Consider the following 25,351-nt stretch of genomic DNA (forward strand, 5'->3'; position numbering starts at 1 on the left):
GTCAGTTCTCCCTTGCGCGCGGGCGCGTGGTGGTGGAGGCCTCGGTGTCCGACGGGTTCCGGGGCGGGGGCAGCAGCCCCTGGCGTACGAAGAAGCCGAGCATCCGGGTGAAGTAGCGGCCGTCCAGGGCGGGTGCCGCGTCCAGCTCGGCCCCGGCGTGCGCCCGGACGTTGGCGCAGTCCATGGCCGGCATCCGGCGGTCGGGCACCTCGCCGATCATGGCCAGCAGCGGTGCGAGCGCGTTGTCGTCACCCTCGCTCTCGACGCGTTCGACGAGTGCCGTGCGCCAGGCGTCGAACGCGACACTGCGGACCGGGAACCCGTGGGACCGGATGTGTTCGAAGATGTCGTCCCAGGCCAGCGGCCGGGGGTCGATGGTGTGGTAGGTGCGGCCGAGGGCGCCCGGCTGCAGGGACAGGGCGACGACGAGCCGCGCGAGGTGGTCGACGGTGCCGACGGACAGCGCGTAGCGGCGCCGCGGGGCCAGGCCGAGCTGCACACAGCCCTGGATGACCTTCGTGATGTAGTCCTCGCTGTTCGCGGCCCCGCTGCGCGAGTCGGGCAGGACCCCGCCCGCCCGGAAGACGGAGACGGGGACACCGCGCTCGCGGGCGAGGCCGATGATCCCCTCGGCGACCCATTTGCTCTGGCTGTAGGCGGTGTCGTGACCGACGGGTGGCGGCAGCGGGTCGTCCTCGTGGATGCGGTCGGCGTCACCGAGCATCGCGCCGGCGAGCACCGCGAGGGTGGAGATGTGGTGGACGGGCTTGAGCCGCTTGCGGGTGGCGAGCCGCAGGATCTCCTGGGTGCCGAGGACGTTGGCGGCTTTCAGGGCGCGGTAGGGGCGCACGAAGTTCACCCAGGCGCCGCAGTGGTGGACGGCGTCGACCCGGTCGGCCAGTTCGTCGAAGGCGGCCTCGTCCAGCCCGAGTCGCGGCCGGGCCAGGTCACCGGTGACGACCCGCAGACGAGGGCTGTCGCCGCCTTGCAGACCGTAGGAGGCCAGGGCCGCGCGGATCCGCTCCCTGCCCTCCTCGGGGGACCGGGCCCGCACGAGGCAGACGACGTCGGCCGAGGTCTGCCGCAGCAGTTCGGCGCAGAGGAAGGCCCCGACGAACCCGGTGGCTCCGGTGAGCAGGACGGCCCGGGGCGGTCGCTGCGGGTCCGGCGCCGGCAGCCCCTCGGCGGTGATCTCCTCGTCGAGCGTGACCTCGGCGTCCAGATCGGGGCCCTCGGGGGCGGGCCGCCCCTCGCCCGCGAGAATCCGGTCCACCAGTGCCGCCAGGGAGGCGACCGTGGGGGCGCCCAGGACGTCACGGGCGCTGAGCGCGGTGGCGCCCGCGCGGCGCAGCTGGCGCGTCGCCTGAGTCACCATCAGGGAGTGCGCCCCGAGGTCGAAGACGTCGTCGTCTACACCGATCGTCTCCAGGCCCAGCAGGTCGCACCAGATGCGCGCCACCTGCCGCTCGCGCTCGGTGCGGGGTGCGCCGTCCTGGTCCCGAGGATCGTTTTGGCCCTGTGGCCCGGCGGGCCCGGGTGCGGCGGTGGGCTCCGGTGCGACGGTGGGCTGCGGCGGCGCCTGCCGCGCGAGGGTGCTGCCGTGCTCCACCCAGTGCCGTGGCCCGGCGAACACGCGCCCCGGCAGCGGCACGCGGCGCGGGACGGCGGCACCGTGGAAGGCCCTCCAGTCCACGGGGACGCCCGACTGCCACAGCCGGCCCACGGCGGTCACCAGGTGCGCCAGGTCGGGCAGCGGGTCCCGGGGCAGCCCCATGGTGGGCACGGCCACGGGGGCGGGGGCCAGTTGCTGGACCGTGGCCAGCTGGGTCAGTGCCCGCCCCGGGCCGACCTCGACCAGCACGCGGCCGGGCCGGTCGAGCACCGTACGCAGTCCGTCGGCGAAGCGGACCGGCTGCCGCAGGTGCCGCGCCCAGAGGCCGGGGTCCTTCGCCTGCGCGTCGTCGATCCAGTCGCCGGTCACACCCGACACGTAAGGGATGCCGGGGGACGACGGACGCAGGGCCGACAGCCGCTCGGTGAAGTCCGGCAGGTACGGCTCGACCATCCACGAGTGGCTCGCCACCGGCACGCTGACCTTGCGGCAGTCCACGTCCTGCGCCCGCAGCCGGGTCAGCAGCGCGGCGACGTCCTCGTCGGGTCCGGCCACCACGGTCAGTTCCGGCGCGTTCACGGCGGCGACCGACAGCCGGTCCCCCAGCAGCGGCAGCAGCCGCTCCTCCGGCAGCGCGACGACGAGCATCCGGCCCGGCGGCATCGCGGCGAACAGCTCACCGCGGGCCCGGGTGATCTCGAGCGCGTCGGGCAGGGTGAGGACGCCCGACAGGGCCGCGGCGACGTACTCGCCGAGGCTGTGTCCGATCATGGCTGCCGGGCGGATGCCCCAGGCCATGAGCTGCCGGGCCAGCGCGTACTCCACGGTGAACAGCGCGCAGACCGCGCCCGCACCCTGCCCGCGCCCCATGGTGGCCGCCCCGCTCACCAACTGCCTGCCCTCCAGCGGAGGGAAGGCCGAGGGGAACAGCAGACGCCTGAGGTCGAAGCCGAGCCGGTCCCCCAGCAGCTCCGCGCACCGGTCCACCTCCTCGCGGAAGACCGGTTCGGCGCGGTAGACGTCGAGCCCCATGCCGGGGTGCTGCATGCCGCCTCCGGGGAACATGAAGACGGCCTCGTGGACACCCTCCGGCGCCGGGCGGACGACCAGGCGGCCCGGGTCGGTACCGCCCAGGGCGTCCACGGCGTCGTGGCGGTCGCGGCAGACCGCGAACCCGCGCACCGCGAAGGCCCTGCGGCCTTCCTGGAGCGTGAACGCCACGTCGTGCAGCGGCAGTCCGGCGCCGGGGCCGTCCAGGTGCCCGGCGAGTCCGGCCGCACCGGAGGTGACGGCCTGCCTGGTGTCGCCGGACACGGGCAGCAGCTGCCAGGGGCGTGCGGGGGCGGCGGGCCGCGGCCCCCGGGGGGCCTGTTCGAGAACGACGTGGGCGTTGGTGCCGCCGACGCCGAAGGCGCTGACTCCCGCCCGCCGCGGGCCGTCCGGCCGCCAGGCCCGGGCCGCCGTCGGGACGTGGAACGGCGTCCGGTCCAGGCGCAGTTCCGGGTTGGGCGTACGGAATCCGACCGTGGGCGGGATGATCCCGTGGTGCACGGCCAGGGCCGCGCGCATCAGGCCGGCGGCGCCCGCGGCCGCGTCCAGGTGCCCGATGTTCGCCTTGACCGAGCCGAGCGCGCAGTGTCCGCCCGGATCACCGAACGCCTGTGCCAGGGCGGTCACTTCGATGGGGTCGCCGACCCGGGTGGCCGTGCCGTGCGCCTCCACGTATCCCACGGTCGCCGGGTCGACGCCGGCCAGGGCGAGCGCGGTGGCGACGACCCTGGCCTGACCGTCCACGCCCGGCGCGGTGAAGCCCGCCTTGAGCGATCCGTCGTTGTTGACGGCGGAGCCCCGCACGACCGCGTAGATGTGATCGCCGGCGGAGAGCGCGTCGGACAGCCGGCGCAGGACCAGCACCACGACGCCGTTGCCGGGCACCGTGCCCGCGGCCTCGGCGTCGAAGGGCCGGCAGTGGCCGTCGGCGCTGAACAGGCCGCTCTCCGCAACCGGGTAGCCGGTCTTCAGCGGTACGTTCACGGTGACCCCGCCGGCCAGGGCGATGTCGCACTCGTGGCCCAGCAGCGACTGGCAGGCCACATGGGTGGCGACCAGCGAGGTCGAGCAGGCGCTCTGCACCGTGTAGGCGGGCCCGTCCAGGTCGAGCAGGTGGGCGACGCGGGTGGCGAGGAAGTCCTTGTCGTTGTAGATCCTTGCGGCCGCGGCCATCGGGGACCGCTGGAAGCGGGCGTTGGTGGCCAGGTTCGCGGTGAGGTACTTGTTCATGAACGAGCCGGCGAAGACACCGACCGACGCGTCCACGCGTGCCGGGTCGTAACCGCTGTTCTCGAAGGCCGCCCACGCGGTCTCGCAGAAGAGCCGGTGCTGGGGGTCCATGGCCTCGGCCTCGGCGGGTCCGAGCCCGAAGAAGGCGGCGTCGAACCGGTCGGCGTCGGGCAGATGCCCGGACACCGGCACATGGTCAGGGTCGTCGACCACCGCCGGGTCGCCGCCCGCGGCCAGAAGTTCCTCCCGGCCGAACCGGGTGAGGGACTCCACCCCTTCGCGCATGTTGTGCCAGAAGGTGTCCGCGTCGCGGGCCCCCGGGACCCGGCAGCCCAGCCCGATGAGGGCCACCGCCTCGATGTCCTCGTCCATGCCGTCTCGTCCCCCGTCCGTCATGTGTCCCTCCGCTCGCGTCGCAGCCTCCCGTGGCGGTCGCGGGCCCGGGCCTGCCGGGCGGCGTGCTGCCGGGCCCCGTCCCGCAGGTCCCTGCGCGCCGCGGCGCCCCCGTCGTCCGCCGCGTCCGCGAACGCCGCGGCCAGCGCCCGGACGGTGGGGTGGCGGAAGAGGTCCACCAGTGTCAGGTGCTCGCCGAGCACCGGTTGCAGCCGTGTCCGGGCCTGCACGGCGAGCAGGGAGTTGCCGCCGTGCTCGAAGAAGTTGTCGGTCACGCCCAGCCGCTCGACCCGGAGCACTCCGGCGAGGACCTCTGCGGTGCGCCGCTCCAGGTCGCTGCCCGGGGGTTCGCCGGACGCGGTGCCGCGCGGCCGGGGGGCGGGCAGGGCCGCCTTGTCGACCTTGCCGTTCGGGGTCAGCGGCAGCGCGTCGAGCAGGACGATCTCGGCGGGGACCATGTGGGCGGGCAGGGCGCCGGCGGTGTGCGCCGTCAACTCGGCGGTGTCCGGCACGCGTCCGGCCGTGGTGCCGACGACGCAGTACGCCACGATCCTGGCGTGCTCCCCTTCTCCCCGCACCGTGACGGCCGCCGCGCGCACGCCCGGATGCTCGCGCAGGACGTTCTCGATCTCGCCCGGTTCGATCCGGTGGCCGTGCAGCTTGACCTGCTGGTCCAGCCGGCCGAGGAACTCCAGGTTGCCGTCGGCGCGCCGCCGCACCAGGTCACCGGTGCGGTACAGGCGGCCGCCGTCCGCGGCGAAGTGGTCCGGCAGGAAGCGCTCGGCGGTGAGGGCGGGCCGGCCCAGGTAGCCGCGGACGATCCCGGGGCCGCCCAGGAGCAGTTCGCCCGGGCTGCCGAGCGGCGCGGGCCGCAGACGGCCGTCGACGACGTGGGCCCGGGCGGCGGGCAGAGAGGTGCCGATGGTCACCGGGCCGGTCGCGTCGATCGCCGCGGCACTCGCCCACACCGTGGCCTCCGTGGGGCCGTACATGTTGTACGCCCGTCCCGGCAGGAGCCCGGCGAGGTCCCGGGCGAGCGGCCCGGGCAGGGCCTCACCCCCTACCAGCAGCCGGTCGAGTCGGGCCAGCGCGTCGCGGGCCTCGGGGTCGGTGGCCAGGACGCCGGCGAGCGAGGGGGTGCACTGCAGATGGGTGACGCCGTGACGGACGAGCTGGCGGCCGATCGGCTCGTCGGCGCGGGCCCTGCGCCGGCGGTCCTCGGACAGCTCCCGCACCCTGGGCAGGAGAGCCAGCGACTCGAGCACCTCGTCCGGTGCCACGCCGAAGTCGATGAGGCAGGCGATCTCGTCGACGCCGGCGCCCTTGAGGCGGTCGACGACGTCGGCGCAGTGCTCGGGGGTGCCCAGGAGCCCCGAGGTCTCGAAGAAGCGCTCGAAGGCGCGTTCCACCAGGGCGTCGAGTTCCGCCTCGGGCAGCAGCCGCGGGTCCGTCTCCTGGCCCAGGGCCTCGCCGAGTCCGGAGAGCAGGTCGAAGGAGGACTTGATGTACGCGCACAGCGGTGCCCGCACCGTCTCGCGCACGGCGTCGGTGTCGGCGCCCACGAAGGTGTGCAGCATCAGGCTGACGTGTCCGTCACCGGGATGACCGGCCTCCCGCCAGGCCGCCCGGTAGAGGCGGACCTTCTCGGCCAGTTGCTCGGCGGTGTGGCCCAGCAGATGGGTGAGCAGTCCTGCGCCCGCCTCGCCGGCCAGGCGGAAGGTTTCGGGACTGCGCGCGCTGGTGATCCACAAGGGAAGGTCGGGCTGGAGCGGCGGCGGGAAGATCCGCACCTCGCTGTCCTTGCCGATGCCGTTGCGGCGGGTGACGGTGCCGCCTCGCCACAGTGACCGCAGTTCGGTCATGGCCTGAAGCATCCGTTCCTTGCGGTCGCGGTAGCGGTCGGGGGCGAGGACGAAGTCGTCGGGCTGCCAGCCGGAGGCGACGGAGATGCCCACCCGGCCGCCGGAGAGGTGGTCGACGACCGCCCACTCCTCGGCCACCCGGAGGGTGTCGTGCAGCGGCAGGACGACCGATCCCGCCCGGACGGCGACGCGCTCGGTGACGGCGGCCACGGCGGCGGCGGTGACGGCCGGATTGGGGTAGAGCCCGCCGAAGGTGTGGAAGTGACGCTCGGGCGTCCACACGGCGGCGAAGCCGTTGGCGTCGGCGAACCGGGCGCCCTCCAGCAGCAGCCGATAGGCCTCCGAGGCCTTCGCGTCGTCGGGACTTCCGCCGAAGTAGAACAGGCTGAAGTCGACGGCCCGGGACTGGTCCGCCGCGGTCACCGCCACACCGCCCGCGCCCGCGGTGACGGCGGTCGGCTCGTCGCCGCGCACGACGATCCGGTGCCCCTGCGTCAGCGGCCACAGCAGTTCCAGCACGGAGATGTCGAAGGACATCGAGGTGACGGCGAGCCAGGTCGCACCGGGACCGGCGTCGTCCAGGCGCCGGTCCATGGCGGACAGGAACCAGGACAGGTTGCCGTGCGTCACCATGACGCCCTTGGGCCGGCCGGTGGAACCCGAGGTGTAGATGACGTAGGCGAGCCGGTCACCGCCCGCCGGGGCAGGGACCTCCTCGTCCGCCTCCGGGGCCGGTGCGTCCTGGAGTACGGGCGCACCCCCCGCCGGGGCAAGGACCTCCTGGTCCGCCTCCGGGGCCGGTGCGTCATGGAGTACGGGCGCGTCCTGCGGTGCCGGGTCGTCCGTCAGCAGCGGTGTCGCCGTGGTGCCGGCGAGCCGGTGCAGCAGCCCGCGCCGGGTCAGGACGAGCGGTGTCCGGGAGTCCTCGACCATGAAGGCGAGGCGCTGCGCGGGATAGGCCGGGTCGAGGGGGAGGTAGGCGCCACCCGCCTTGAGCACGGCCAGGAGCGCCACGACGAGCTGCGGGGAACGGTCGAGGCACACGCCGACCGGGGTGTCGGCCCGTACTCCGGCGGCGCGCAGGCGGCCGGCCAGCTCGTCGGACCGGCGGTCGAGTTGGCGGTAGGTGAGCGGTCCGCCCCCGTCCTGCGTGGCGGCCAGCACGGCGACGGCGTCCGGGGCGCGGCGCGCCTGACGGCGCACCAGCTCGTGGACGGGTGCCGGCTGCGGGCCTGTCCGGGGCGCGGGGTTCCACGCGGTGAGGATGTGCCGTTCCTCTTCCGGGGTGAGCACGGGAAGCGCTCCGACCGGGAGGTCCGGGTCGGCGACCGCTGCGGTGAGGAAGGTGCGGTAGTGGGCGCCGAACGCCTCGGCCGTCCGCCGGTCGAAGAGGTCGCTGCTGTACTCCAGCCGGGCCCGCAGCCGGTCGGCGCTGCGGGTCAGGCTCATGGTGAGGTCGAACTTGGCGGTCGCGGTGTCCCCCGGCTCCATGCGGACGGTGCAGCCGGGCAGGACGAGTCCGGTCTCGGCCTCCTCGTGGTAGCTGAACATCAGCTGGAACAGGGGGTTGTACGCCGGGTCGCGCTGCGGCCGCAGTTCCTCGACCAGCCGCTCGAAGGGCAGGTCCTGGTGGGCGACCGCGGCCCGGCTCTCGGCGCCGGCCCGCGTGACCAGCTCCCGGAAGGCGGGGTCGTCGTGGACGCCGATCCGCTGGACCACGGTGTTGGCGAAGAGGCCTATCAGGCGTTGCCAGTCGGCGTGCGGGCGGCCCGCGACCGGTGAGCCGACGACGACCTCCCCGGCGCCGGTGTGCGCGTGCACGACGGCCGCGAACGCCGCCAGGAGGACGGCGAAGAGGGTGGTCCCCCCGGCGCGTGCCAGTTCCCGCGCCCGCTCGACGACGTCGGACGGCAGCGCGAGGTCGACATGGCCGCCGCGGTGGCTCTGCACGGGCGGCCGCGGCCGGTCGGTGGGCAGCGTGGCCAGCGCGGGGGCGCCGGCCAGCCGGCCCTTCCAGTAGTCGAGCAGCTCGGCCAGCGGCTCACCGGTGAGCAGTTCCTCCTGCTGCGCGGCGACGTGCCGGTACTGCACCGGGAGAGGCGCGGGCGGGGCGGTGTGCGGGTCCGGGTACAGGAAACCGGCGTACAGGGCGCCCAGTTCCTCGGCGAGGAGGTTGAGGGACCAGCCGTCGCAGGCGATGTGGTGCAGCGTCAGGCACAGCCGGTGCTCCTGCGGTGCCAGCCGGAGCAACACCGGCCGGAGCAGGAGGTCCGACTCCAGGTCGAACACCGTGCGGGCCTGGTCGTCGCAGAGGCGGTCGGCCTCGGCCGCCGGGTCCCCGGCCGCGGACAGGTCGATCAGCTCGACGGGGACGGGCCCGGCCGGCCGGACGAACTGCCGGGGCACGCCGTCCACGGGGCGGAACACCGAGCGCAGCACCTCGTGGCGTTCGACCACGGCGGTCAGCGCGTGCTCCAGGGCGGACCGGTCCAGCGGCCCGGTGATCCGGTAGGCCAGCGGGACCACGTAGACGGCGCTGCCGGGGTCCAGCTGGTGGAGGAACCACAGCCGCTGCTGCGGGTACGACAGGGGGTGGTGCCGCTCGGCGATCCGCTGCCGGAGTCCGGCCGCCAGCCGGGCCCGCCGGTCCCCGGGGGATTCCCCGGGACGGTCCTGCGGTGTCGGATGCTGCGTCATCGTTCGACCTCGTTGTCAGCCATGTCCTGCAGGAGCCGGGCCACTTCGTCGTCGGAGAGTTCGTCGAGCCGGGCGAGCAGCCGCTCGTCGTCGGTCGGGTCGTGCGCCGGGGCGCCGTTGCGGGGCGCGGCGTCCACCTCGGCGGCCAGCCGGGCCGCCGTGGGCTCGGCGAGGAAGCGGCTGAGCGGTACGCGTACGCCGAAGTGCTCGCCGACTCCCGCCACCAGCCGCATGGCGAGCAGGGAGTTGCCGCCCAGGGTGAAGAAGTCGTCGGTGGCACCGACGGGAGAGTGGCCGAGCAGTTCCGCCATCCGCTCGGCCACGGCGCGTTCGGTCGGGTTGCGGGGGGCCACCCGCTGCGCGGCGGGGGGTGCGGTCTCGGCGACAGCGGGCAGGGCCGTACGGTCGATCTTGCCGCTCGTGGTGAGCGGCATGGACGGCAGGAATCCGAACGCGGCCGGGAGCAGGAAGGCCGGCAACACGGCCGCCAGGAACGTGCGCAGGTCCGCGGCGGACGGTGCGTCGGTGCCCGGCGGCGGGGCGACGTAGGCGACCAGCCGGCGTCCGGCCGGGCCGTCGTCGACGACGACCGCTGCCTGGCCGACCCCCGGGTGCCGGGTGAGCGTGGCCTCCAGTTCCCGGGGCTCCACCCGGTAGCCGCGGATCTTGACCTGGTCGTCGGCGCGGCCGAGGAAGTCCAGGGCCCCGTCGGAGCGCCGCCGGACGATGTCGCCGGTGCGGTACATGCGCGAGCCGTCGGCGGCGAACGGGTCCGGCAGGAAGCGCGCGGCCGTGGCTCCCGGCCGGGCCGCGTAGCCACGGGCCACGCCGGGCCCCCCGATGTACAGCTCGCCCGGGACGCCGGGCGGTACGAGACGCAGCCGGCCGTCGAGCACATAGGCCGTGGTGTGGGCGATGGGCCGTCCGATGGGGACCGAGGCGGCTCCGGCGGGGACCGTGTCGATGCGGTGGCACACCGCGAAGGTGGTGGTCTCGGTGGGCCCGTAGCCGTTGCTGAGGGCGGCCGGCCGACGGCCCGGGTCCTGTTCCAGCAGGGCGCGCACCCGCCCGGGGTGCAGGGCGTCTCCGCCGACGATCAGGTGTTCCAGGCCGGCGAAGGTGTCGGGGTGCCGGCTCATCACCTCGTTGAAGAGGGCGGAGGTGAGGAACATGGCGGTGATCCGGTGACGGTGCAGCGCCTCCCTCAGCCCGCCGGGGGCGAGCAGTTCGCCCGTGTCGACGACGCACACGCAGCCGCCGTGCAGCAGTGCTCCCCACACTTCGTAGGTGAGCGCGTCGAACGAGGCGTCGGCCACCTGGGCGATGCGCTCGTGCGGGCCGAAGTCGGCGTAGTCGGTGCCGCAGACCAGCCGCAGCACCGCGCGGTGGGGCACCATCACGCCCTTGGGGCGCCCGGTGGAGCCGGAGGTGAACAGGATGTAGGCGAGGCTGTCCGGGGTGGCGCGCGACTCGGGCGGGACGGGGGGCACGGCGGCCAGCTCGTCCTCGTCGAACGTCAGGATCCGCGCGGTCGTGCCGTCCCCGAGCCTGGACCGCAGGCCGGGGCGGGTGATCACCAAGGGCGCCGCGGTGTCCTCCAGCATGGCCTCCAGCCGCTGCGCGGGGTACCGGGGGTCGAGCGGCACGTAGGCCCCGCCCGCCTTCGCCACCGCGAGCAGCGCCGTCAGCATCTCCTCGCCGCGGTCGAAGAGGACGCCCACGGGGACGTCACGGTCCACTCCGGCGGCCCGCAGCAGCCGGGCCGTCCGGTTGGCCCGCTCCTCCAGTTCCGCGTAGGTGACCGTGCGGGCCCCGTGCACGAGCGCGGGGGTGTCGGGGTGGCGGGCCGCGCACTGCGTGAACAGCTCGGGAAGGGTCCGGTCGGCGGGGTACGGGGGGCGTGCTCCCCTGGCCGCGTCGAGGACCTCGGCCTCGGCCGCCGGGGTGAGCAGGCCGATGCGGTCGACGGGCGTGTCGGGGGCGTCCAGGGCGCGGTCCAGCAGGGTGAGGTAGCGGTCCACGAGGTCGCGCATGGTCGCCGCGTCGAACAGGTCCGTGGCGTACTCCCAGATGAGGGTGACGGAGTCGTCGCCGGTCCCGCTCTCGGTGCCCGCGACGCCGTGTCCGGCGCGCTGTTCGGCGCGTGGCAGCACCACCACGTTGAGGTCTGTCTTCGCCGACTCGTTGTGCAGTTCCCTGACGGTTCCGGTCACTCCGGCGAAGCGGAGGTCGGGGATGTGGGAGTCGTGGAAGCTGAACATGACCTGGAACAGGGGGTTGCGCGAGGGGTCGCGGGGCAGGCGCAGTGCTTCCACGAGCCGGTCGAGGGGGACGTCCTGCCATTCGTGGGCGCGCGCCGTGGTGGCGTGGACCTGGCGCACCAGCTCCCGGAAGGTGGGCGCGGCGGACAGGTCGATGCGCAGCGGCAGGCTGTTGACGACCATGCCGATCAGGTTCTCGACCTCGGTGAGCCGCCGGTTGGCCACGCCGGTCCCGACGACCAGGTCCCGCTGGCCGCTGTACCGGCTCAGCACGGCGGCGAAGCCGCTGAGCATGGTGGTGTAGAGGGTCACGGCCGAGGAACGGCTGAACGCCCGCAGCCGGCGGGTGAGCCGCCCGGGCAGTTCCACGCGCAGCGCGGAGCCGGCGAAACTCTGCGCGCGGGGCCGGGGCCGGTCGGTGGGCAGGTCCAGTGCCGGTGGCACGCCGTCGAGTTCGGCGGTCCAGTGCGCGAGGTGGGCGTCCAGGACGTCACCGGACAGCCAGGAGCGCTGCCACAGGGCGAAGTCCGCGTAGCTCGGGGTGTCGCGGCGGGCGGCGGGGACGCTCCCGGCCGCCAGGTCGGTGTAGACGTCGCGCAGTTCGCGAAGGAACAGGGCGAAGGACCAGCCGTCGTGGACGAGGTGGTGTTCGACATGGACGAGGGTGTGGTCGTCGGACGCGTGCCGGATCAGGACCCAGCGGGCGAGGGGCGGCGCGTCGAGGTCGAACGCGGGCCGTACGGTGTCCCGGACGGTCTGTTCGGTGCGCCCTGCCCGCTCGTCCTCCGGGAGGCCGGACAGGTCGACGAGCGGCAGCCGGACCCGCATGGGCGGCTGCCGGAACTGCCGGGGCGCTCCGGCCACTTCGCGGTAGGCCATCCGGAAGACGTCGTGGCGCCGGACGATCTCCGTGAGGGTGTCCGCGAGAAGACGGTCGTCGAGCGGACCGCGCAGGCGCAGGGTGGCCTGCGCGTTGTAGGCGAGGTTGCCGGGGGCCAACTGCTCCAGGTACCAGATGCGTTCCTGGGGGAAGGACAGCGGCACCCCTTCGCCGTCCGCGGTTCCCGCCGGGGTGAGGGGCGGCGCGGGCGGCGCGGACCGGCGCGTGCCGTCACCGGGGTCCCCGCCGGGCGCGTCGGTCTGCGCATCGAGGTGGCGGGCCATGGCGCGTACCGTCGCGGCCTCGTACAGGGTCTGCAGGGACAGGTTCCTGCCCAGTTCCTCACGGATGCGGGCGGCGAAGCGGCCGGCGAGGAGGGAGTGGCCGCCGAGTGCGAAGAAGTCGGCGCCGGCCGGGACCGGGCCCCGGCCCAGCAGATCGCCGAGGATGCGGGCGAGATCCCGCTCCGTGGGTGTGGCGGGCGGGCCGGCGCTCGCCGGGGCCTGCCCGTGTGCGGGTGCGGGCAGCCGGGAACGGTCGATCTTGCCGCTCGGGGTGAGCGGCATCCGCTCCAGTACGACGACGGCCGCGGGGAGCAGATGGGCGGGCAGGCGTCCGGCGAGGAACTCCCTCAGCCGCTCGGCACCGAGCCCGGCGCCCGTGGCGTAGCCGATGAGTTCGGGCCCGGCGGGGGTCTCCCGGGCGGTCACCGCCGCATCCGTCACGTCGGGGTGCTCGGCGAGGTGGTGGGCGATCTCGTCCGGCTCGACGCGGAATCCGCGGATCTTGACCTGGTGATCGATGCGGCCGAGGAACTCCAGCGCTCCGTCCGGGTGCCGGACCACGCGGTCCCCGGTGCGGTAGACCCGTGCGCCGGGGCGGAGCGGATCCGGGACGAAGCGTTCCGCGGTCAGGCCGGGGCGGCCGCGGTAGCCCCGGGCCACGCCGTCGCCGCCGACGACGAGTTCGCCGGGCGTGCCGTCGGGCAGCGGACGCAGGCGGTCGTCGACGACGAGGGTGTGCGCGCCGGGGACCGGGGTGCCGATACGGGGTTTGCCGCCGCCCGGCGCGAGTTCGGCGACGGTGGCCCACACGGTGGTCTCGGTGGGTCCGTACGCGTTGAACATGCGCCGGCCGGGCAGCCAGCGCTCCGCCAGGTGTTCGGGCAGTGCCTCGCCCGCGCAGATCAGCACGGCCAGGTCCGGCAGTTCGGCGGCCGGCAGCGTGGCCAGTACGGACGGCGGCAGCGTGACGCGGGTGATCCGCAGGTCGCGCAGTGCCTCGACCAGCTCCGGACCGGGAGGTATGTCCTCACGGGCCGCGAGGACGAGTGTGGCCCCGGCCGACAGGGCCATGACCACCTCGAACACGGACGCGTCGAAGCTGGTCGGCGCGAACTGCAGGACCCGGTCCCCGGGCGCCGCCGCCCCGAACGTCCGTGCCTGCGCACGGGCGAGGTGCACCAGACCCCGGTGGGTGAGTTCGACGCCCTTGGGGCGGCCGGTGGAACCGGAGGTGTAGATGACGTAGGCCAGGTCGTCGGGGCGCACCCGGATCCGGGGCGCGGCGCCGGGGCGGGCGCCGGCGGTCGCGACGCCGGGGTCGAGGAACTCGGCCTTCCCGGCGGGCAGTCGTGCGGCCGTCGGCGCGTCCGCGATCACCAGCCGGACGCCCGCGTCATCGATCATGTACGACAGCCGCTCGGCGGGGTAGCCGGGGTCCAGGGGCAGCCAGGCCGCTCCGGCCCGCAGCACGGCCAGCAGCGCTGCCGGAAAGTCGGGGGAGGCGCTCGGCGCCACTCCGATCAGGCTGCCGGTGGTGACCCCCCGCGCGGTCAGTTCGGCGGCGAGCGCGGCCGAACGGGCGTCCAGTTCCCGGTAGGTGATCCGCTGCCCGCGGTACTCCACGGCGACGGCGTCGGCACCGGCCGCGGCGACGACGCCCTCGAAGATCTCGCAGAAATTCATCCCTGGTCCGTTCCCCCAGCGCCGGCGACGGCTTCGTCCGTCGCACCCGCATTCGACTTCGAATCCCTCGGCTCGTCGAAGCACCAGCGAGCCCTGCCCGGTTCGACAACCAATCGCGAGGTGTCTCCGAAAACGTATTCCGCAGCGATCGGAAAGTGCTCGTCGGTGTTTTCGGCCGTGGCCATCTCTATTTCCGTGACGCGCTCCGTCGATCCGTCCGCGAACGCCATGTGCAGCCGCAGGCCGTACCCCTCGACACAGAGCCCGCCGGACAGGGGGGCCACGGTGTAGCCGAACGCGGCGAGGGCCTCGGCGACGGCCCGGGCCCGCTCGGGCCGCAGCGCGAGCCTCACGCCCACGATGTCCCGCAACAGCCAGGAGCCGTCGTCGGGGGCGCCCAGCGCCGCGTCCAGGTAGGCGCTGCGGCACAGTGCGCCGTCGGGTCCCGGCCGGGCGCCGAGCGAGGTGAAGTACTCGGGCGTGACCTCGTTGAGGAAGAGCAGGACCGGACTCGCCTCGCCCAGCGCGACGTTGATCAGGTGGTACCAGGGCCGCCGCTCGCCGCCCTGGTCGTCGGCGCGTCGTACCAGGTCGTACTGGTGGCGCACGGTCCCGGTGGCGTCGAGCAGTTCGCGTGCGGCCTGTGAGGAGCCGGGTTCCTCGAAGGAGAAGACGAGGCCCGCGGTGATCGGCGACGCGCTCGGCAGTCCCGTGCCGAAGCATTCGACGAGCGTGTTGCGGCCGGCGACGCCGAGTGTGGAGTACTGCCCCGCCAGGGAGCTGTCGGCCTCCTTGCGCTTCGTCCGGCCGAAGCGCCGTGCGAGGAAGTCACTGGCGGCCGCGGAACGGTAGGCCGTCTCGTCCAGCAGGACCATGACGTGATCGAGGCGGGGCACGGGGCGCCTGCCGTCCGTTGCTGATCCGGTCGTCACTCATTCACTCCGATCGGCCGTCGCCCAGGGTTCGCACCCGGGTGGAATTCGGTGGGAGAAGTTTTGCCGCACCGGCGCTTAGGACGTCATTGGGGGAATCCCGGGGTCCCCCTGGGGCACCCCCTGGGTCACCCCCCGGCCCGGGTCCCTGTACGGCCTTCCCTGTTGCAACCCTGGGAGAAATGGGAATGCTTGACACTCCTCCTTTTCGGCGACCACCATCGAATACCCGCCGAACTACCTAGGAGAGCTGTGCGCATAGAGATTCTTGGCACCGTCTCTGTGTACGTGGATGAGCGCGAGCGTCCGATCAAGGCCCACAAAGTGCGCGCTCTGCTCGCCACCCTGGCGCTGGACGCCGGCCGCTCGGTGTCGAACGTGGAACTGGCGGACGAGCTGTGGTCGGGCCAGCCGCTCGGCAACGTCCAGAACGCCCTCCAGGCGCACGCCGCGCGGTTGCGCAAGGTCCTCGACGGGCCGAAGCGACGGCCCGGCGGCGAGACGGTCCTGCGTACCGTGCAGGGCGGGTACGTGCTGGACGTGCCCGGCGACGGTGTCGACGCCAACCGGTTCCTGGAGCTGGCGGGCCAGGGAGCCGCCGCCCTCCGGGTCGATCCGCGGCGGGCGGTGCGGCTGCTGGAGTCCGCGCTCCGGCTGTGGCGCGGCCCCGCGCTGCTGGACGCCGGCGACGGGCTGCGCTGCCGGGCCGGGGCGGCGCTGTACGAGGAGCGCCGGCTCGCGGTGTGCGAGAACCTCGCGTTCGCCCGGCTCGTCGTGGGCGACGCCGGACAGGCAGCGGCCGAACTGCGCCGCCTGGAGACGGAGCACCCCCTGCACGAACGGTTCTGCGAACTGCTGATGATCGCTCTGTACCAGCTGGGACGCCAGGGCGAGGCGCTGCACACCTACCACCGCATCCGTGAACGCCTCGACCGGGAGCTCGGACTGGAACCGAGCGCGCCGCTGCGCGCCCGGCACACCGAGATCCTCGCCCAGCGCCAGGTGCTCACCCTGATGCCCACGCACGCCCGCGCCGGCGGTCCCGTGCTCGCGGTCCCGGCCGTCCCGGCCTGGTCGCGCTCCGCCTGAACACCCCCGCGCGGCGTCGCGGTTCCGCGCCGTACCACCCGGTCCGCCGAAGGCCGCCGGCACGACGCCGCCCGCGCGGATCCCGATCCGTCGTTCTCACACCCTTGGAGCAGCCGTGTACGAAAAGCTCGCCGACATCCTCGTCAACCACTTCCAGGTGGACCGCTCCGCGATCAGCCCGGACGCCACCTTCGAGGACCTGGAGATGGATTCGCTCTTCCTGGTCGAACTGCTGCTGGTGGTGGAGAAGGAGCTGGGCGTCAAGGTCGGCGACGACGCCGCCACGCCCCGCGACACCATAGGCCGGGCCGCCGAGATCATCGCCGCGCAGGCCGACGCCGCGGCGGCGTCATGACCCGGCCGGCCGTCGCCGTCACCGGCCTCGGCCTGGTGACCGCCGCGGGCATCGGTGTGGAACCCACGTGGTCGGGGGTGTGCTCCGGCGTGTCGACGGCCCGCAAGGATCCCGCGCTCGCCGGCATCCCGGTGGACATCTCGTGCACCGTCCCCGGCTTCGACGCCCGGCGGCACGTGGGGCGCCGCAGCGTCCTGGTGCACGACCGTTTCACCCAGCTGGCCGTCGTGGCGGCGCGCGAGGCGGTCGCCGACGCCGGCCTGGATCCCGCGAGTTGGGACGGCGCCCGGGTCGGCGTCGTCGTCGGCTGCGGCCTCGGCGGTGTCGCGACCTGGGAGAAGCAGCACAGGACACTGCTCGACGACGGCCCGGGATCGGTCTCCGCCCTGCTGATCCCGATGCTGATACCCAACATGGTGGCGGGCCATCTGGCCATGGAGTTCGGTGCCCGCGGGCCCAACCTCGTCACCGCGACCGCCTGCGCCTCCGGCGCGACGGCCATCGGAACGGCGCTGGATCTGCTGCGCGACGACGTCTGCGACGTCGTGCTCACCGGCGGCACCGAATCCGGGGTCGTCCCGCTGATGGTGAGCGGTTTCGCGCAGATGGGGGCGCTGTCCTCGCGGCGCCTCGACGACCCCGCGGCGGCCTCCCGCCCGTTCGACGCCGACCGCGACGGCTTCGTCATCAGCGAGGGAAGCGGCATGCTGGTGCTGGAACGGCAGGCGGACGCGCGAGCCCGCAACGTCCGCACCCGTGCCCTGATCGCCGGTTACGGGGCATCGGCCGACGCCCACCACATCACCGCGCCCGACCCCGAGGGCACGGGAATGACGGCGGCCCTCGACGCGGCGCTGGCCCAGGCAGGCGTCACCGGGCAGGACGTCGACCACGTCAACGCCCATGGCACCTCGACGCCGCTGAACGACGTCATCGAGGCCCGGGCACTGCGCAAGGCGCTGGGCACCGGACCGGCGGTGACCTCGGCCAAGGGTGTGCTCGGCCATGCGCTCGGCGCCGCCGGCGCCATCGAGGCGGCCCTCACCGTGCTGTCCGTCGAGCGGTCGCTGGTCCCGCCGACGGCGAACCTGTCGACGCTCGACCCCGCGGTCGAGGTGGACGTGGTGGCCGGTGAACCGCGGCACCGCGCCGTCGAGGTCGCGGTCAGCAACTCGTTCGGATTCGGCGGCCAGAACGCGGTGCTGGCCTTCACCTCCGCCTGAGCCGGGCGGACGGCCGACGGCACCGCGTCCGAAACGGCGTCCGGCGCGACATCCGGCAGGGCATCCGGCACGACGTCCGAAACGGCGTCCGGCACGGCATCCGGCAGGGCGTCTGACAGGGCGTCCGGCACACCTCACTCCGCCAGGACCTCACAAGGAGAGCGGCACACGTGACGCAATCACACAGCTCGGGGCCGCCCGGCCCCGGCCACGACGTCATCGTCGTCGGGGCGGGCTCGGCGGGCTGCGTCGTGGCTCGCCGGATGACCGACCGGGGAGCACGCGTGCTCCTGCTGGAGGCGGGCGGACCCGCCGACAACCCGGCGATCCACGACCCCCGGCGCTTCGGCGAGTTGTGGCTGAGCCCCCAGGACTGGGGCTACCGGACGGTCGGGCAGCGGCACGCGGCCGGGCGCAGACTGTTCTGGCCGCGCGGCAAGGTGCTCGGCGGCTCCAGTGCGCTGAACGCGATGATCTACGCCCGGGGCGCCGCCGCCGACTACGACCACTGGGCGTACCTCGGCAACGACGGCTGGTCCTGGCAGGACGTCCTGCCGGTCTACCGGTCCATCGAGGACTTCGACTCGGGGGCGGACGAACTCCACGGCACCGGCGGACCGTTGCGCGTCCTGTCCGCGTACCGGGCCGACCCGGTCCACAGGGCACTGATCGAGGCGGCGGCCGAGATCGGCATCCCCCACCAGGACGACTACAACACGGGCTTCCCCGAGGGGATCTCGCAGACTCAGCTGAACATCGTCGACGGCCGCCGGCAGAGCGCCGCGGACGCGTACCTGACCCCCGTCCTCGGCAGTCCGCAGCTCACCGTGCGGACCGGCGCGCGGGTCCGCAGACTGCTGCTCGACGGCACGCGCTGCACCGGCGTCGAATGGGCCGAGGACGGCCGCGTCCACACGGCCCGTGCGGCCCAGACCGTGGTGGCCGCGGGCGCACTGGAATCACCGCGCCTGCTGATGCTCTCGGGCATCGGCGACCCGGAGCACCTGCGGTCCGTCGGTGTCACGCCCGTAGTGGAACTGCCCGGAGTCGGGGATGATCTGCACGACCACGTCCTGGCTCCCGTGGTGTTCGCCACGGAACGTGATCCGGGCCGCCCTTCGCCCGGCCTGTCGCCCGCCCAGACCCATCTGTTCTGGCGCAGCCGCTCCGGCCTGCCCGTTCCCGATCTGCAGCCGCTGCACTTCCCGGTGCCGATGTATCCGCAGGGGGTGAGCGGACCTGCGACGGGCTTCACGCTGCAGGCGGGCATCGTACGGCCGTCCAGCCGTGGCACCGTACGGCTCACCGGTCCCGATCCCGAGGACGAGCTGCTGATCGACCCGGCGACCTTGCGGACCGCCGCCGACACGACGGCGCTGCTGGCCGCGGTGGCCCTGTGCCGGGAACTGGGCTCGGCCCCCACGCTGCGCAAGGAGTGGGGTGCGCGGGAGATGTACCCCGGGCCGGACGCCGCGGCCGGTGCGCGGGAGCCGGCTCTGCTCGACCGGATCCGGAGCACGGTCGCCACGTACCACCACCCTGTGGGGACGTGCCGCATGGGCATCGACGCCCGGGCGGTGGTCGACCCGCGGCTGAGGGTTTACGGGGTCGACGGGCTCCGGGTCGCCGACGCCTCGGTCTTCCCGTCGGTGACCACCGGGAACACCCACGCGCCGGCGCTGCTGGTGGGCGAGCGCGCGGCGGCCTTCATCGCGGGGTGACAGCCGCCGCCTCGCGCGTCACGGGCGCGGGGCGGCGCCCAGGCGGGCCGGCGCGTGCGCCTCGACGAAGTCGGCGAGCTGGTCGGCCGTCAGATCGACCGGCGGGACCACCACCAGCCGGTCCACACCGAGGTCGCGGTAGGCCCGGACGACATCCGGACCGAGGCGGCGGGCCGGCGCGACGGAGATGTGCAGCGGCCTGTCCCGCCCGTGCTCGGCGGCGAGCGCGCGCAGTCCGGCCACCTGCTGTGCCGTGGCGCGCAGGCCCATCAGATAGCCGAACCAGGCGTCGCCCCGGGTCACCGCGCGCCGGTGTGCCGCCGTGCTGTGCCCGCCGATCACCACCGGGATGCGCGTCTGGGCGGGGCGCGGGTGGGCGTCGACCGCTTCGAAGCTCGTGTGGGTGCCCCGGAACGCGGGGCTCTTGTCGTACCAGAGGCTCTCCATGGCCTCCAGGTACTCCTCCGCCCGCCGCGCCCGGCCGCGTGGGTCCACGCCCAGGGCGCGCAGTTCCGGCTCCAGATAGCCGACCCCCACCCCGAAGAGCAGCCGGCCCGAGCTGAGGACGTCCACGGAGGCCAGTTGCTTGGCCAGGACCAGCGGATTGCGCTGGGGCAGCACGATGCAGCCCGCGCCGAGCAGCAGATGCTCGGTACGGGCTGCCAGATGGGTGAGCGCCACCACCGGGTCCAGCAGCGGCGTACCGGGGTCCAAGGGGGACTCCTCGGTGCGCGGGGACGGCAGGACGACATGGTCGCCGACCCAGAGCGAGTCGTACCCCAGCCGCTCGGCGAGGCGCGCGATCCGCTCGGCCGTCGCCGGGTCCGCCGCGGCGTTCATGTTCATGGAGAAGAGCCCGATGGTGGGTGCCATGGGGGCATGCTACTGGTCGGCGCGATCGATGAACTTCCTTGCCAGATCGAGGAATTCGGCGGGCCGTTCCAGGTGTGGATGGTGGCTGGCCCCCTCCAGGATCGCGCGTTCGGCGTACGGCAGCGCCTCGTACAGCTCGTCCGCGGCGGCCGGTGTGACCTCGTCGTGGCGGCCCGAGGCGACCAGGACGGGCGTCCGCACCAGACGCAGCCGGTCGCGGATGTCCCACGTACGCAGGCTGCCCGTCATGCTGAACTCGCTCTCGCCCATCATGGCCCGGCACACCGTGGGGTCCTCGCGCATCGCCGCCACCGTGCGCATCAGGCACTCCGGCACCGGGCGGGCCAGGATGACGTGCCGCCGGTAGAACTCCAGCATCGCCTCCTGGTAGGCGGCCGAGTCCGTGGTGCCGGCCGCCTCGTGCTGCAGGATGACCGCACGCGCCGGCTCGGGCAGGGCGTCGACCAGCCCGCGCACCTCGGAGATGTACGTCCGCGAGGCGGCGAAGGCGCCGGTCGTGATGAGGCTGCGCAGCCCCCGGGGCCGGGTGACGGCGAGTTCGAGACCGAGCATGCCTCCCCAGGAGTGGCCCAGCAGATGGAACCCGTCCTCGATGCCCAGATGAGCGAGCAGCAGCCGGAGTTCCTCCAGGAACAGCTCGACCGTCCAGTAGCCGGCGGGCGCGTCGGGGCGGTGTCCCGAACGGCCGCCGCCGTACTGGTCGTACAGGACGCACGGTCGTCCGCCGCCGGCCGGTCCGGACAGCGCCTCGGCGATCGGCGTCAGGTAGTCGTGCGTGAGGCCGGGGCCGCCGTGCAGCAGCACCACGGGGGGCCGTCCGCCGTGCAGGTCGCCGTGGACCCGGTACCAGGTGTGCCGTTCCTGCCACTGCATCGTGCCGTCGAGCGCGGTCATCGGGCCTCCCGTCGTCGGGCTCCCGCACTGCAGCGGGCGCCCGGACGAGTCTGGGCCGAGGCGCTGACCGGTGGCTGACCCGTGCCTGACGGCCGGGGCGGCGAGGGGCCCCGAACGCGTTCGCGAGAACGGTCAGACAACCGTCAGGGTCCGGTCAGCCGGCCCCCGCAGACTGCTCCTCGACGGACCATCGGACGAACCGCCGGAGGGACACACGGTGAGTGACGACAAGGCTCAGCAGGCCGCGCAGATCGCGGCCGCCATCAGGCAGGTCCTCGGGGACTCGCTCGGGTACCTCTACCCCGCCGCCCTGCGCGTGGCCATCCGCACCAAGATCCCCGACCACCTCGCCGCGGGCCCGCGGACCACCGGACAACTCGCCGACGCCACCGGCCTGCACGCCCCCTTCCTCTACCGCGTCCTGCGCTTCCTCGCCACCCGCGGCGTCTTCCGCGAGGACGACGACGGCGCCTTCCACATCACCCCCGCCGCCCAGGTGCTGCGCTCCGACGTCCCCTACTCCGTCCGTACGACCGCGCTGCTGCTGACCGACGAGATGTACTGGAAGTCGGCGGAACGGCTGGAGGACACGGTCCGCGAGGGCACCACGGCCTTCAACAAGATCTTCGGTTCCCCGCTCTTCGACTACCTCAACACCCATGAGGAGAGCGCCCGCGTCTTCCACACCGGCATCGCCGACCTGTCCACGATCGAGCAGGGCCGCGTGGCCGACAGCTACGCGTTCCCCGAGCAGGGCACGGTCGTCGACGTGGGCGGCGGGCCCGGCGGGTTCCTGCGCACCATCCTCACCAAGAACCCAGGTCTGCGCGGAGTCCTCTACGAGCAGGCGCAGGTGCTGGAGCAGCACATCCTGGACGCACCGGAGATCGCGGGCCGGTGGGAGACGGCCGAGGGCGACTTCTTCGAGACCACCCCGACCGGCGGCGACCTCTACCTGCTCAAGCGCGTCCTGCACGACTGGTCGGACGAGGACTGCCTGCGCATCCTGCGCGCCTGCCGCAAGGGGATGGACGCCGACGCCAAGCTGCTCATCGTCGACTGCGTGGTGCCGCGCGGCAACGATCCCGACCCCGGCAAGCTGTACGACATCGCCATGATGACGATCTTCGACGGCATGGAGCGCACCGAGGCCGAGTTCGACAGGCTGCTGACCGCGACGGGTTTCAGGCTCTCCAGGATCGTCCCGACGAACGGGCCGGTCTCGATCGTGGAAGCGATACCGGCCTGACATGCCTGACATGACGGACGACAAGGCTCAGCAGGCCGCGCAGATCGCGGCCGCCATCAGGCAGGTCCTCGGGGACTCGCTCGGGTACCTCTACCCCGCCGCCCTGCGCGTGGCCATCCGCACCAAGATCCCCGACCACCTCGCCGCGGGCCCGCGGACCACCGGACAACTCGCCGACGCCACCGGCCTGCACGCCCCCTTCCTCTACCGCGTCCTGCGCTTCCTCGCCACCCGCGGCGTCTTCCGCGAGGACGACGACGGCGCCTTCCACATCACCCCCGCCGCCCAAGTGCTGCGCTCCGACGTCCCCTACTCCGTCCGCAGCGCGGCACTGCTCTTCACCGACGAGATGTACTGGAAGTCGGCGGAACGGCTGGAGGACACGGTCCGCGAGGGCACCACGGTCTTCGACGACATCTTCGGCGTACCCGTCTTCGACCGGGTCGACGGCGACGGCGCACCAGCGGTGCTGTTCTCCGAGGCACTGGACAGCCTGTCCATGACCGAGCAGGCCGCGATCGCCGACAGCTACGCCTTCCCGCCCGCCGGCACCGTCGTCGACCTCGCGGGCGGCACCGGAGGCTTTCTGCGCACGGTGCTGGCCAGGAATCCCAAGTTGCGCGGGGTCCTGTTCGAACGTGCGCCGGTGCTCGCCCGGCACCGGCTGGACGACCCGGCGACCGCCGGCCGCTGGGAGACCCTGGCCGGCGACTTCTACGAGTCGGTGCCCGCCGGCGCGGACGTCTACGTCCTGAAGCGGATCGTGCACGACAAGTCCCGGGCCGACTGCCTGCGTATCCTGCGCAACTGCAGGAAGGCCATGGGCGAGGGCTCCCGGCTGCTGATCGTCGACGCCGTGGTGCCGGAGACGGACGTGCCGCCGGGGATCGTGCTGTCCGACGTCCTGATGCTGACGGTGTTCGAGGGCAAAGAGCGGACGAAGGACGAATTCGCGTCACTTCTCGGCGAGGCGGGACTGAACCTGTTGCGCATCCATCCGACTCCCGCAAGCCTGTCGATCATCGAAGCCGGCACCGGCTGACACCTACCGCGGGAGGCACCGAGATGACCGCCCTGCCTCAGATCGTCGTCGAGCGAGGGCATGTGGAGCCCGGGTACGCCCACTACGACGACTTGGATCTGATGGGATTCGTCCACAACTGCCGCTATCCGGTGATGGTGGAGCGGGCACTGACCGGATTCTGGTCGCGCAACGGGTTCACCTACGCCGAAGGCAAGTACAGCCAGCCGGACATCTTCCTGGCGGTCGCCGAGTTCTCCATCCGCTATCGGGCGCCGATCCGCGGCACCGTCCCGTACGCGGTCCACTTCTGGATCAGCAAACTGGCCGAGTCGAGTGTGGTCTACGACTTCCGGGTGCTGTCGGAGGACGGTCGGACGGTGCACGCGGAAGGACACCGGGTGCACATACGGATCGACACGGAGACGTTCCGGCCGACTCCGTGGACCCCCGCCTTCCACGAGGTGGCCGAGAAACTGCTGTAGCGGCCGGCACGACGGCACGACGGCCCCGGGACTCGTCCCGGGGCCGTCGTCGTGTCCGCCCCGCGTCCGCCCCACCTCCACCCCGTGCCCGTCCCGAGCCCGCCCCGGGTTCACCCGTGGCCGCCCGTGTCCTCCCGTGGCCGCCTCCGGCCCGCCCGTGGCCGCCCGTGTCCTCCCGTGGCCGCCTCCGGCCCGCCCGTGGCCGCCTCCGGCCCGCCCGTGGCCGCCTCCGGGCCGCCCGTGCCCGCGCTCATGCCTCGTCAGGCGGCCGTCAGTGCTCCGTCAGCGGAGCCGGACAGACTGACGGGCGACCCGAACGATGGAGGCTGCGATGTCCGAGGAACACCCGACGATCGCCTATCCGGTGGTCCGCACCGACCCCACCCGGCCGCCCGAGGAGTACGCGCGGCTGCGGCGCGAGCAGCCCGTGTGCCCCATCACCCTGGCGACCGGCGACCCGGCGTATCTGGTCACGCGCTACGACGACGTGCGCACCGTCCTCGCGGACCGCCGGTTCAGCCGGGCGCTGATGCTGGAGCCCGACGCCCCCCGCTTCCAGGCCGCCGCCCCTTCCCCGGACGTGATCCTGAACATGGACCCGCCCCGGCACACCCGGGTCCGCAAGTTCGCCTCCCAGGCCTTCACACCGCGCCGGGTCGACGAGCTGCGCCCCCGGATGGAGGTGATCGTCGGCGAGGTGCTGGACGAGATGGCGGCCGGCCCCCGCCCGGCCGACCTGAACGAGGCCTTCGGCCGCCCGATCCCGCTGCGCATCGTCTGCGAGATGCTCGGTGTCCCCCTCGAGGACCAGGAGCAGTTCGTCGGCTGGACCGAGCGGATGATGTCGCTGCGGGACTACCCGCCCGAGGAGGTGCGCCAGGCCTTCATGGACATGCGCGCCTACTTCTCGGACCTGGTGGACCGCAAGCGCGCCGATCCCCGTGACGACCTGCTCAGCGCCCTGACCACGCTCTCGGATCACGAAGGGCCGCTCACGCAGGCCGAGTTGGTGGGCATGGGCACGGCGCTGCTGGTCGCCGGGCACGACACCAGCATCACCGTCTTCGCCAGTTCGGTGCTGACCCTGCTGCGTCATCCGGAGCAGCTGGCGGAGCTGCGCAAGGACCCCTCCCTGTGGCCGGCGGCGGTCGAGGAGCTGCTGCGTCTGGACAACCCCGGCGGCGTGATCTCACCCCGCCGTGCCTCGACCGACATCCGGCTCGGCGACACCGTCATACCGGCGGGCGCCGCGGTGATGCAGCACATCGGCTCGGCGTGCCGTGACGAGTCGGTGTTCCAGGACCCGGAGCGATTCGACCTCCACCGGACCGAGTCCACCCAGCTGTTCTTCGGCCACGGACCGCACTTCTGCATCGGGGCGCCCCTGGCCCGGGCCGAGATGGAGATCGGGCTGCGCATGCTCTTCGAGCGTTTCCCCGACCTCGAACTCGCGGTCGACCCGCGGTCCCTGAAGTGGCGGGACTTCGCGGCGCTCGGCGGCTACACGGAGTTCCCGGTCACATGGGGATGACCGGC

General features: G+C 73.5%; 14 protein-coding genes. 8 read left to right on the forward strand and 6 right to left on the reverse strand.

Annotation, left to right across the window (positions count from 1 at the left end):
• Window position 1: 1 nt before the first annotated feature.
• From ACZ4SF_RS26190 to ACZ4SF_RS26205, 4 genes are read right to left on the reverse strand one after another with little or no spacing between them, the layout of a single operon-like run.
• Entirely contained in the window at window positions 2-4,288 is a 4,287-nt protein-coding gene (locus ACZ4SF_RS26190; RefSeq protein ID WP_468388657.1) for a type I polyketide synthase, read from the reverse strand.
• Window positions 4,285-8,844: a MupA/Atu3671 family FMN-dependent luciferase-like monooxygenase gene (locus tag ACZ4SF_RS26195; protein ID WP_468388659.1), complete on the reverse strand. Its 4,560-nt coding sequence runs from the start codon at window positions 8,842-8,844 to the stop codon at window positions 4,285-4,287. The genes ACZ4SF_RS26190 and ACZ4SF_RS26195 overlap by 4 nt, the downstream gene beginning before the upstream one ends.
• Window positions 8,841-13,952 (reverse strand): amino acid adenylation domain-containing protein, encoded by a 5,112-nt coding sequence (locus ACZ4SF_RS26200; protein ID WP_468388661.1) that lies wholly within the window; start codon window positions 13,950-13,952, stop codon window positions 8,841-8,843. Before ACZ4SF_RS26200 ends, ACZ4SF_RS26195 begins: the two co-directional genes overlap by 4 nt.
• Window positions 13,949-14,848, reverse strand: coding sequence for a DUF5829 family protein (locus ACZ4SF_RS26205; RefSeq protein WP_468388663.1), 900 nt, complete (start codon window positions 14,846-14,848; stop codon window positions 13,949-13,951). The genes ACZ4SF_RS26200 and ACZ4SF_RS26205 overlap by 4 nt, the downstream gene beginning before the upstream one ends.
• Window positions 14,849-15,172: 324 nt before the next feature.
• Here ACZ4SF_RS26205 and ACZ4SF_RS26210 point away from each other — a divergent pair, with 324 nt between their 5' ends.
• The 4 genes from ACZ4SF_RS26210 (at window position 15,173) to ACZ4SF_RS26225 (ending at window position 19,272) form a co-directional block, all read left to right on the forward strand.
• Complete coding sequence (locus ACZ4SF_RS26210) at window positions 15,173-15,973, forward strand: AfsR/SARP family transcriptional regulator (protein ID WP_468388665.1); 801 nt, start codon at window positions 15,173-15,175, stop codon at window positions 15,971-15,973.
• A gap of 115 nt (window positions 15,974-16,088) precedes the next feature.
• Complete coding sequence (locus tag ACZ4SF_RS26215; RefSeq protein WP_468388667.1) at window positions 16,089-16,328, forward strand: phosphopantetheine-binding protein; 240 nt, start codon at window positions 16,089-16,091, stop codon at window positions 16,326-16,328.
• Complete coding sequence (locus ACZ4SF_RS26220) at window positions 16,325-17,551, forward strand: beta-ketoacyl-[acyl-carrier-protein] synthase family protein (protein ID WP_468388669.1); 1,227 nt, start codon at window positions 16,325-16,327, stop codon at window positions 17,549-17,551. The genes ACZ4SF_RS26215 and ACZ4SF_RS26220 overlap by 4 nt, the downstream gene beginning before the upstream one ends.
• Window positions 17,552-17,721: 170 nt before the next feature.
• Complete coding sequence (locus ACZ4SF_RS26225) at window positions 17,722-19,272, forward strand: GMC family oxidoreductase (RefSeq protein WP_468388671.1); 1,551 nt, start codon at window positions 17,722-17,724, stop codon at window positions 19,270-19,272.
• A gap of 18 nt (window positions 19,273-19,290) precedes the next feature.
• On the opposite strand, the gene ACZ4SF_RS26230 is transcribed toward ACZ4SF_RS26225, so the two are convergent.
• Together ACZ4SF_RS26230 and ACZ4SF_RS26235 are read right to left on the reverse strand one after the other, a co-directional pair.
• The gene (locus ACZ4SF_RS26230) at window positions 19,291-20,145 is read right to left on the reverse strand and encodes a TIGR03619 family F420-dependent LLM class oxidoreductase (RefSeq protein WP_468388673.1); all 855 of its coding nucleotides are present in this window, start codon (window positions 20,143-20,145) and stop codon (window positions 19,291-19,293) included.
• A 9-nt stretch (window positions 20,146-20,154) separates the two neighbouring features.
• On the reverse strand, window positions 20,155-21,060 hold the full coding sequence (locus ACZ4SF_RS26235) for a proline iminopeptidase-family hydrolase (RefSeq protein ID WP_468388674.1): 906 nt from the start codon (window positions 21,058-21,060) through the stop codon (window positions 20,155-20,157).
• Window positions 21,061-21,277: 217 nt separating this feature from the next.
• Here ACZ4SF_RS26235 and ACZ4SF_RS26240 point away from each other — a divergent pair, with 217 nt between their 5' ends.
• From ACZ4SF_RS26240 to ACZ4SF_RS26255, 4 genes are all read left to right on the forward strand, one after another.
• The gene (locus ACZ4SF_RS26240) at window positions 21,278-22,309 is read left to right on the forward strand and encodes a methyltransferase (protein WP_468388675.1); all 1,032 of its coding nucleotides are present in this window, start codon (window positions 21,278-21,280) and stop codon (window positions 22,307-22,309) included.
• Between the two features lies 1 nt (window position 22,310).
• Window positions 22,311-23,351, forward strand: a complete 1,041-nt coding sequence (locus ACZ4SF_RS26245) for a methyltransferase (RefSeq protein WP_468388677.1) — start codon at window positions 22,311-22,313, stop codon at window positions 23,349-23,351.
• Between the two features lie 23 nt (window positions 23,352-23,374).
• Entirely contained in the window at window positions 23,375-23,815 is a 441-nt protein-coding gene (locus ACZ4SF_RS26250; RefSeq protein WP_468388679.1) for an acyl-CoA thioesterase, read from the forward strand.
• A 331-nt stretch (window positions 23,816-24,146) separates the two neighbouring features.
• Window positions 24,147-25,346 carry a cytochrome P450 gene (locus ACZ4SF_RS26255; protein WP_468388681.1) on the forward strand — a complete coding sequence of 400 codons (1,200 nt, stop codon included), beginning with the start codon at window positions 24,147-24,149 and terminating at the stop codon, window positions 25,344-25,346.
• Window positions 25,347-25,351: the final 5 nt, after the last annotated feature.

The organism is Streptomyces sp. NPDC027663 (assembly GCF_055566415.1).